At 71.6% G+C, this 10356-nt stretch carries 7 protein-coding genes; 3 read left to right on the top strand and 4 right to left on the bottom strand.

Features of this window, described 5'->3' with window-relative positions:
• Positions 1-392: 392 nt before the first annotated feature.
• Positions 393-1277, bottom strand: a complete 885-nt coding sequence (gene ligD / locus ACWC21_RS17735) for a non-homologous end-joining DNA ligase (protein WP_450882734.1) — start codon at positions 1275-1277, stop codon at positions 393-395.
• 67 nt (positions 1278-1344) lie between these two features.
• Between ligD and ku the strand changes: the two genes are divergently transcribed.
• A complete protein-coding gene (gene ku / locus ACWC21_RS17730) occupies positions 1345-2412 on the top strand; it encodes a non-homologous end joining protein Ku (protein WP_450882733.1) in 1068 nt (355 codons plus the stop codon).
• Between the two features lie 31 nt (positions 2413-2443).
• On the opposite strand, the gene ACWC21_RS17725 is transcribed toward ku, so the two are convergent.
• The 3 genes from ACWC21_RS17725 to ACWC21_RS17715 form a co-directional block, all read right to left on the bottom strand.
• Positions 2444-2857 (bottom strand): PIN domain-containing protein, encoded by a 414-nt coding sequence (locus tag ACWC21_RS17725; protein WP_450882731.1) that lies wholly within the window; start codon positions 2855-2857, stop codon positions 2444-2446.
• A complete protein-coding gene (locus ACWC21_RS17720) occupies positions 2854-3117 on the bottom strand; it encodes a CopG family transcriptional regulator (protein ID WP_450882729.1) in 264 nt (87 codons plus the stop codon). The genes ACWC21_RS17725 and ACWC21_RS17720 overlap by 4 nt, the downstream gene beginning before the upstream one ends.
• 67 nt (positions 3118-3184) lie before the next feature.
• Positions 3185-5260 carry a hypothetical protein gene (locus tag ACWC21_RS17715; RefSeq protein ID WP_450882727.1) on the bottom strand — a complete coding sequence of 692 codons (2076 nt, stop codon included), beginning with the start codon at positions 5258-5260 and terminating at the stop codon, positions 3185-3187.
• Positions 5261-5665: 405 nt separating this feature from the next.
• On the opposite strand from ACWC21_RS17715, the gene ACWC21_RS17710 reads away from it, so the two are divergent.
• Both ACWC21_RS17710 and ACWC21_RS17705 read left to right on the top strand, forming a co-directional pair.
• On the top strand, positions 5666-5992 hold the full coding sequence (locus ACWC21_RS17710) for a CU044_2847 family protein (protein WP_450882725.1): 327 nt from the start codon (positions 5666-5668) through the stop codon (positions 5990-5992).
• Positions 5989-10311 (top strand): trypsin-like serine protease, encoded by a 4323-nt coding sequence (locus ACWC21_RS17705; protein ID WP_450882723.1) that lies wholly within the window; start codon positions 5989-5991, stop codon positions 10309-10311. Before ACWC21_RS17710 ends, ACWC21_RS17705 begins: the two co-directional genes overlap by 4 nt.
• Positions 10312-10356: the final 45 nt, after the last annotated feature.

The raw sequence follows: 10356 nt of genomic DNA, 5'->3' as shown, positions 1-10356 counted from the left end.
CTGGGTGCCTTGTGGGTGCCGGTCGGGGATTCCGGCCTGTCTGGGTGCCTTGTGGGTGCCGGTCGGGGATTCCGGCCTGTCTGGGTGCCTTGTGGGTGCCGGTCGGGGATTCCGGCCTGTCTGGGTGCCTTGTGGGCGCTGACCGGGGATTCCGGCCTGTCTGGGTGCCTTGAGGGCACCGGCCGCTGAATCCCAGCCCGTCTGGGGCCCCTCCGGGGGAGTTTGAGGACGAGGCCCCTTCAGGGCCGAAGCGGGGTCTGGGGGCGCAGCCCCCAGCGGGGTGCAGGGGCGGAGCCCCGCCGGGGCCACGGGGGGGGCGCAGCCCCCGGCGGGGTCGAAGGGGCGCAGCCCCTGGAGGACGGGAAGGGCAGGGGCGGCGGGGGCGAAACCCCTCACCCCGGCAACACGGCCGCCCGCCCCCCATCCAGCAACGGCGCCAGCAGATCCCCGTACTCCCGCACCCGCGCAGCGACATCCCCCGCCCGGAACACAAGCTGCGCAGCACCCCCGCACCCCGCCACCTCCTCCCAGCTCACCGGCGCCGAGACATACGGCTCGGCCCCCGCCCGCACGGTGTAAGGCGTCGCGGTAGTCTTCCGCGCGGCGTTCTGACTCCAGTCCACGAACACCTTCCCCGGCCGCAGACTCCGCGTCATCCGGTGCACCACCAGCCGGGGCATCGCCCGCTCCGCCTCCACCGCCAGCCCCTTCGCGTACTCCGACACCCGCTCCGAGGACGCCCCCCGCACCGCCGCCAGCAGGTGCAGCCCCTTCGACCCGGACGTCTTGACGTACGCCGGGATCCCGTCCGCGGCCAGCCGCTCCCGCAGCCACAACGCGACCTCGCAGCACTGCGCCACACCCGCCGGCGGCCCGGGGTCCAGATCGAGGACGAGCCGGTCCGCGCACCCGGGATCCTGGATCACCCACTGGTGCGTGTGGAACTCCGCGACGAGATTCGCCGCCCACATCAGCGACGCCAGATCCTGCACCAGCACCATCCGCGCCGGCCCCTCCGACCGCGGCACCTCGGCGGTGGTGACCCAGTCGGGCGTACCCGGCGGCACGTTCTTGGTGAAGAAGACCTGCCCGCCCGGCCCGTCCGGATACCGCAGGAACGACACCGGCCGGTCCCGGAGATGGGGAAGCAGCACGTCGGCCGTCACCGCGTAGTAGTGCAGCAGTTCGGCCTTGGTGAAGCCGGTCGCCGGATACAGCACCTTCTCCAGATTGCTGAGCGCGACCCTCCGCCCCTCCACCTCTGTGATAGGCGTCATACGATGAGAATCCCACGCACACTCCGACAAAGCTGGACGAAACGACGGAAAGGCAAGGGTGCTGCACGTGCGATCCATCTGGAACGGCGCCATCTCCTTCGGTCTCGTCAGCATCCCGATCAAGCTGGTGAACGCCACCGAGAGCCACTCCATCTCCTTCCGCCAGATCCACACCGAGGACGGCGGCCGCATCCGCTACCGCAAGGTGTGCGAACTGGAGGACCGCGAGGTCACCCAGGCGGAGATCGGCAAGGGCTACGAGGACGCGGACGGGACGATCATCCCGATCAGCGACGAGGACCTCTCCCAGCTGCCGATCCCCACCGCGAAGACGATCGAGATCGTCGCCTTCGTGCCGGCCGAGCGCATCGACCCGCTCCAGATGGACGCCGCGTACTACCTCGCGGCGAGCGGCGCCCCGGCGGCGAAGCCGTACACGCTGCTGCGTGAGGCCCTGAAGCGCAGCCACAAGGTGGCCATCGCGAAGTACGCCCTGCGCGGCCGGGAACGGCTGGGCATGCTGCGTGTCGTCGGGGACGCCATCGCCATGCACGGCCTGCTCTGGCCGGACGAGGTCCGCTCCCCCGAGGGCGTCGCCCCGGACGTGGGGGTCACCGTCCGCGACAAGGAACTGGACCTGGCGGACGCGCTGATGGACACCCTCGGCGAGGTGGACCTGCAGGACCTGCACGACGAGTACCGCGACGCCCTCGAGGAGGTCATCGCGGCGAAGGCGGCCGGCGAGACACCACCGGAGCTCCCCGCCCCGCCGTCGGGCGGCAAGGTGCTCGACCTGATGGCCGCACTGGAGAACAGCGTGCGGGCCGCGAGGGAGTCCCGCGGCGAGGAAGCCGCGGGCACCAGATCCCTCACGAGCGCCGCCCCCAAGGAGACGGGCGGCAAGAAGTCGACGTCCGCCGCCGGCCGCACGGCCGCGAAGAAGACGTCGGCGCCGGCGAGGAAGTCGACCGCCAAGCAGGCCCAGACCGCGAAGAAGACGACGGCGGGCAGATCGACGGCGAAGGCCACGGCCGAGTCGGCCACCGACTCCGCCGCCAAGAAGGCCGCGGCGAAGAAGACCACGACGAAGAGCACGGCGAAGAAGACCGCCGCCTCTCGCAAGCGCTCCGCATGAGCATGCGTCACCGGAGCGGTTCTCCTCCGGGTCAGACCTTGACCACGGTGGCCCTCCCGCCACACGGCGTGGTGAGGTCATCCGGATCGGAGGTCAGGACGGTGACCGGTCCGGGGGCCGCCAGCGCGGTGGCGGTGAGCATGGCGTCGACGGCGTACTTGTGGCCGTGCAGGCCGGCGTCGGCGAGGATCGCGGCGGCGTGGCGGGCGATGTGCTCGGTGACCGGTTCGACGACGAGTCGGGACAGTGTCCACTCCAGGGCCGGGCGGTTGATCCGCGGATGGACCACCTCGACGAGGGTGGCCGCGGAGGTGATCACTCGGAGGTCGTCGGCGCGAGCGAGGGCGAGCCAACCGGTGACAGTGCGATCGCGCAGTACAGCCTTGGCGAGGCCCTCGCTGTCCAGAACAAGTGTGCCGCCGGGAACGGCGGAGGAGCGCGTCACGCTGCGTTTGCCCCGCCCTCGGTCTGCTCGCGACGCGCCTGGTGGAGCTGGTCACGCAAGGCCTGGATCTCCTCGTCCGTGACGGTGCCGTGTTCGGCCTCGGCGACGGCGATCAACTCGTTGAGGTTGTCGCGTTCTATCTGGCGAGCGACGGCGGCGGCGACATAGGCGGACAGGCCCGAGGGTCCGCTGCGGGCCTTGGCGGCTTCGGCGATGTCACGCGGCATGGTGATCGAGTACTTGCCGGTAGGTTCGCTCATGCCACCCATCCTACCGGGAATCCCACCAGGGAGGCGGAACCCGGCAGCACCGGATCCCGCCCCGTCCTCAGCCCGTGACCTGCCCGCTGTCCAGCGCCGCCCCGGCGTCCCGCTGCGTCGGGATCGCCGGGAGCGCCCGTACCGCCATGCCCGCCCGGTGCTCGTCGGCCGCCGCGCACAGCGCACGGGCCGCGTCGTTGAAGCGGGCGACGGACGGCGGGTCGGACGGCCCGAGCAGGTGGAGCTTCAGCTCGGCGCGGGCCTCGGCGTAGGTGTCGTGCTCGGGGTGGCGCACGGACTCCAGCAGGGCCGGTATCCCGGAGGCGTCTGGGGTGAGGACGGCGCCCGCCCGGACGGTGGGGAAGGTCTCCCGGAAGTCGTCCTCGGCGAGGCCGCTGGTGTTGGCGACGGCGTACGGCTTCTCGCTCTCCAGGTAGTCCGAGATGACGCTGGAGACATCGCTGACCAGCAGGTCGGCCACGTTGAAGCAGGCGTAGACGTTCGGTCGCGCCCCCGTGACGATCCGGTGCTCCCACGCGGGGAACGAGGCCCAGTACGCGGCCTCCCAGGCGGCGGTGGCGGCGGCCACGGCCGCGCCCCGACCGGGTTCCGGAACCCCCTGGAGCAGCATCCGCTCCGCGTCGTCCGCGCCGGGCCGGAACGACGACGTGGTCAGTCGGTCGAGTTCGGCGGTCCGCGCGGCCAGTTCCGCCGCCACGGACGGGTCCGGCCGCTCGTCGGCGTGCTCGGCGGCCCGCCGGGCGGCCGCGGCGCGGATCATCTCCTGGATCCGGGCGTTCGCGGCCCCCGCCCGGGGATCGACCGAGCCGGTCAGCGGGTGCGGCTTGTACAGGAGCCGGACTCCCGGGTCGGCCAGCAGGGCGCGGACGATGTTCTCGCCGGCCTCGACGACCGAGGTGTTGCCCGGGTTGCCGTCCCAGCCCTCCCAGGTGGGCGCGTAGAGCACCGTGGTGTACGTGCCCGTGGGCGCACCGGCGTACGGCTCGATGACGTCCAGCTGCGGGCGGCCGATCTCCACGACGTCGCGGTCGTCGACGCCCACGGCCGCCAGCGCGTACCGCTCGCGCGCCGCGGGACCGGCCACCCACACCTCGTCGTACGCCTTCGCGTACGGGTTGCAGCTGGACAGCTTGTCGCTCTCGCCGTGGTTGACGAACGCGTGCTTGATGGTGGGGATCCGCAGCACCTGCGAGGTCTTCCCCGAGTTCGACGGGTGGATCAGCATCTTCAGCGTGGACTGCTCCAGCCGCATCAGGTCGGCGACCTTCGGCAGGCACACGACCGGGATGTCCGTCGACGCGATCTTCCGCACCATGAACCGCTCACGCAGCACGATCAGCGGACGGCCCTCCAGCCGGGCCAGTGGCTCCAGCCACATGTTCGCCTGGTAGGCGGAGCTCGTGCCGCCGGAGAAGTACATGCCGACCGTCGGCCGGTACTCGGCGAGCCACGCCTCGAACCACTCCAGCGCCTGCTCGCTCGTCACCGGCCTGCGCCCCGGCAGCAGCCGCACCAGCAGCATGCCGACGGCCACCAGCGCGAGGACGGCGGACAGGGAGATCCCCGCGGCGGCCCACCGGGCCGAGCCGTTCACAGCGGTGACCAGCAGCCCGGCCGTCGACGGCAGACCGAACATGAGCAGCCGCTGCCCGGAGCGGCGCATCAGCAGCGCCGGGGGAGCCGCGCTCAGCCGCAGCGCCGAGGCGTCGATGTTCCGGGTCACCACGGGCAGGGTGCGGGAGCGGCGGACGAGGACCGCGGCCGCCTGGCAGGCGAAGTGCAGGGCGTAGAAGACCAGCAGACCGCAGACGAGGGCGAGGTACCGCGTCTCGTAGTCCTGCTCCTCGATGCGTATCAGGCCGACCACCAGCAGCAGGTCCCGCACGACCTGGCGTACGAACACGGTCGCGTGCAGTCTCCCGAGCGCGGCGGCGACGCCCCGCTGCCACCGGTGCAGCGCGACGTCCGCGGCCACCCCGGCGACGGTGGCGGCGACGAGCACGGGGACACTGGGCAGGAAGGCGCCCACCGCCTGAACGGCGAACGACAGGGCGAGCACCGTGGGCAGGAGGAAACGCGCCGCACCGGTACGCAACCGGGCGGCCAAGGGGGAAGCTGACACTTCGCGGGCTCCAGGCGACTGGACATCCTCGAGCTCGGACTTGCTGACTGGCGCGATCAGGTTGCCGCGGGCCGGAAGCCGATGCGTACGGACGTTCTCTCTTCAAGTAGGTGGTCGGACTTTACCTGCACGTTGGCTGGAATTCACCTGTGAGTTGGCGAAAGTTACTGACCCGTCTCCTCCGTGACGCAGCGGAGTAATCCCGTCGCCCTGGGTGAGAGCCGTGCGTCGACGGTCCGGGCCAGGGACGGACCCGGGCCCCGCCCGGACCGCCACCGGAGCCCTACCGGAGCCCCACGGCCCCCCACCGGACCACCGCCTGAAGACAACCCCGGCCGTTCGTCTGTGCCGCTCGACGGACTGTCAGTACCCTTTGCAGTGAACTCACATGACGGGGGAGGTCCTGTGTCGTCTCAGGTGGTGTCGTACGAACTGGACGACGAGACGGTCGTCCAGTTCGAGGTGGAGCCGTCCGAGGAGTGGCATCCGGTCGGGGCGGGCCAGGTCGTCAGCCGCGTCCGCACGGCGGTGGAGCCGGCCGTGCAGGCCGCCCGGACGGTGATGGAGCAGGCCAAGGAGTTCTGCCCGGACGAGGTGCAGGTCAAGTTCGGCGTCAAGGTGAACGGAACGGCGAACTGGCTGGTGGCGAAGGCGGCGACCGAAGCCAACTTCGAGATCACGATGACCTGGCGCACCGGGGGTGCCGAGAACGCGTCCACAGGGCAGGAATGAACGCCGCGGGGGAGAGTAGACCGCGCCCCGCGTCCAGCCCCTGGGTCGCGGCGATCCATGCCGAAGAGCGCGACAGGAAGCCCCTGGGCTCGGGCTTCCTGATCGACAGCCGCCGGGTGGTCACCTGCGCGCACGTCGCCTGCGTCAACGGGGTCGGACGCGACGGCCTGTGGGTGGCACTGCCCAAGGCGGAGGAGTGGTCCCACCGCCGGATCCGGGTGCAGGAACTGTTCGTGCCGCCGATCGAGGAACAGGAGGACTGGGACGCGGCAGTCCTGGTCCTCGAGGAGGAAGTCCCCTACGAGTTGGCCGCGCGCCTGCGCAGACCGACGAAGGACGACCTGGTGGGCGACTCATGGTGGTCGTTCGGCTTCCCCGACGGAATGCTGGGCAACTCCTCGGCCGGCGAGGTCGGTGAGTCACTTTCCTACGGCTGGGTCCGACTGGACACCGATTCACGGTATCTGGTGAAACCCGGATACAGCGGTGCCGCCGTCTGGTCCTCCGACTACCAGGCCGTCGTCGGCATGGTCGGCCAGGCACGTGCCGAGAACGGCGACGCACGCGCCCTCACCATCCGCGAGATCGACCGCGTCCTGCCGGAGCAGAAGCTGCACCTGCTCACCGAGTGGTCCGCGGAAGCGGCCGGCGAGAGCGCCCTGGCCGCATGGGGATGGAGCCTCGAGACGGACCCGGAAGCCGGACGCCACTGGCGACCACGCTCCCGAGGAGTCAGCACGGACGCCGAACGCGGCTTCCGCTTCCACGGACGCGCCGCGGCCCTGACCGAAGTGATCTCGTGGATCAGCGGCGACCAGGCCCGGCGGCAGGTCCTCGTCGTCACGGGATCCCCAGGAGTGGGCAAATCCGCCGTGCTCGGACGCATCGTCACCACCGCGGACCCCGGCATCGCCAAGGAACTCCCCACCACCGACTACGCGGTACGAGCACCCCTCGGCTCGGTCGCCTGCGCCGTGCACGCCAAGGGCAAGACCGCACTGGACGTGGCCCGCGAGATCGCCCGAGCGGCCTCCGCCTCCGTACCCGACCAGGTCAGCGACCTCGCCCCGCAGCTGCGGACCGTGCTGCCGCAGCGCTCGAAGAGCACGTTCGCCGTGGTGATCGACGCACTGGACGAGGCCACCAACGCCCAGGAAGCCCGCACCATCCTCAGCCGGATCGCCCTGCCCCTGGCGGAGACGTGCGCCGACCTCGGCGTACGGGTCGTGGTGGGCAGCAGACGCAAGGACGACGCCGGCGACCTCCTCTCACCCTTCGGGGCCGCCGTCCGGCTCCTGGACCTGGACGCCCCGGAGTACTTCGAACAGGCCGACCTGGCCGAGTACGCGCTGGCCTGCCTCCAACTGTTCGGTGACGAACGCCCGGACAACCCCTACAACGACGACCGGATCGCCGTCCCCATCGCGGATCGCATCGCCACCCTGGCCGCCGGGAACTTCCTGGTCGCCGGTCTCGTCGCCCGCGCCCACGGCATGCACGACAGCCGCCCGGTCGATCGCGAGGAGCTCTCGTTCGCCCCGACCGTGAACGAGGCCGTGCGTGAATACATCGCCCTGCTCCCACCCGTGACGAGCGACCTGCCGGCCGGCGCGGCACTCACCGCCCTCGCGTTCGCCGAGGCACCGGGCCTCCCGCTCAACCTGTGGATCACCGCCATCACCGCACTGTTCGGCGTCACCCTCAGCGAGGCGAGCCTCCGCTCCTTCGCCCGGTCGTCGGCGGCGAACTTCCTCATCGAGACCAGCACCACCGGCCGGACGGACGGCGTCTTCCGTCTCTTCCACCAGGCGCTCAACGACGCACTGCTGCACGCCCGAGCCGACATGTCTCCCCGCACCACGGACGAACGGACCCTCACCCGGGCCTTCATCGCCCAGGGCCGGGCCGCCGGCTGGCACGCGGCACCCGACTACCTGCTCCGCTCGCTGCCGCGCCACGCGTCCCGCGCCGACGTGATCGACGACCTCCTCACCGACAGCACCTACCTCCTCCACGCCGACCTGCGCCGGCTCATCCCGCCGGCGGCGACCGCCGCGACGCCCCAAGGCCGGGACCGGGCCCAGCTGTTGCGCAAGACACCGCACGCGATCGACGCGACACCCACGATCCGCAACGCCCTGTTCGGCATGACCGAGACACAGCAGGGGCTGGGCAACGCGTTCCGGGGGACGGCCATGGGCCCCTACCGGGCGGTCTGGGCCGCGGTGACCCCGCAGAGCGAGGAGACCATCCTCGACGGCCACATCGACCGGGTGTCCGGGGTGTGCAGCGTCGAGGTCAACGGCCGCACCCTCCTCGCCAGCGCCGACTGCGGCCGCTCCGTACGCCTGTGGGACCCCAGCACCGGCGACAACATCCGCACGCTGGAAGGCCACCACAGCGCCGTGTGGGGGCTGTGCACCGTGGAGCTGGACGGCCGCACCCTCCTCGCCACCGCCGGCGGCGACCGCACGGTCCGGCTGTGGGACCCCGCCACCGGCGACAACATCCGCACCCTGGAAGGCCACACCACCACGGTCCAGACGGTGTGCAGCGTGCGGGTCGGCCCTCGCACGCTCCTCGCCAGCGCCGAACACGACGGCACGGTATGGCTGTGGGACCCCGTCACCGGCGACCATCTCCGCACCCTGGAGATCCAGACGGTGTGCACCTTCGAGGTGGGCGGTCACACCGTCCTGGCCGACGTCGATGAAGACGGCACGGTGCGGATATGGGACCCCGTCACCGGCACCCGGGCCCGCCGCGGTTCCGGGCGCATGACGGCCAAGATATACGGACACACCCTGCTCACCAGCGCCGACGAAGACGGCACCGTGCGGATATGGGACCACGACACCGGCATGCGTTTCACCGGCCACCCGCCGCGGAGCGGGGCCAACACGGTCTGGGGCCTGTGCACGGTCGAGACGGGGGATCGCACTCTGCTCGTCAGCGCCGGCAACGACCGCACGGTCCGGCTCTGGGACCCCGCCACCGGCGACAACATCCGCACCCTGGAAGGCCACACCAGCCGGGTGTCCGGGGTGTGCACGGTGGAGGTGGACGGCCGCACCCTCCTCGCCAGCGCCGGCAACGACCGCACGGTCCGGCTCTGGGACCCCGCCACCGGCGCCCATGTCCGCACCCTGGAAGGCCACACCAGCACCATCCATGCGGTGTGCACGGTGGAGGTGGACGGCGACACCCTCCTCGTCAGCGCCGGCAACGACCGCACGGTCCGGCTGTGGGACCCCGCCACCGGCGACAACATCCGCACCCTGGAAGGCCACACCAGCCGGGTGTCCGGGGTGTGCACGGTGGAGGCGGACGGCCGCACCCTCCTCGCCACCGCCAGCGACGACTGCACGGTCCGGCTGTGGGACCCCGCAGCCGACGACAACAGCCAACGCGACAGCACCAGCACCGTCACCAACCTGTGCACCGTCGCCGTGGAGGGCCGTACCCTCCTCGCCACCGCCGGCCGCGACCGCATGGTGCGGCTCCGGGACCCCGCCACCGGCGACCCCGTCCGCAGGCTGGAAGGCCACACCAGCACGGTCTGGGGACTCTGCACGGTGGACCTCGACGGTCTCACCCACCTCGCCAGCACCGGCACCGACCGCACACTGCGGCTGTGGAACCCCGCCACCGGCGCCCTCGTCCGCACCATGAGGGACAAGTCCAACGGCATGTGGGGCATGTGCGCGGTGGAGGTGGACGGGGAAACCCTCCTCGCCGCCACCAACGACAACAGCGGACGCTGGGTCCGGCTGTGGAACCCCGCCACCGGCAAGATCATCCGTAACCTCAAGGGCCACGGCAGCTCGGTCGTCGGGGTGTGCACGGTGGAGGTGGACGGCGCCACCCTCCTCGCCACCGCCAGCGGCGACCGCACGATCCGCTTCTGGGACCCCGCCACCGGCGACACCGTCCGCATCCTCGAAGGCCACACCAACTGGGTCACGGCGGTGTCCACCCTGGAGACCGACGACGGCACCCTCCTCGTCAGCGCCGGCCGCGACCGTACGATCCGCCTCTGGGACCCCGCCACCGGCGACCACATCCGCACCCTGGAAGGCCACCGGGGCTGGGTCACCGCGCTGTGCACCCTGAGGTCCGGCGGCCGCACCCTGCTGGCCAGCGCCAGCAACGACCGCACGGTCCGCCTCTGGGACCCCACCACCGAACGCCCCCTCCTGGAAGTCCCGGTCCGCCAGATCGCCCACGCCGTCATCGCGGTCGACGGGCAGCTCATCGTGGGGCTCAGGGGCGGGGTGCTGGCGGTGGAGGTCACGCCGGGCACGTCCGCCGGGGCCTGAGGGCACGCGACGGCCGTGGCTCACCGGTCCTCCGGCAGGGCAACG

It is taken from the genome of Streptomyces sp. NPDC001348 (assembly GCF_053597535.1).
This window is presented reverse-complemented; position numbering and strand designations above follow the sequence as displayed.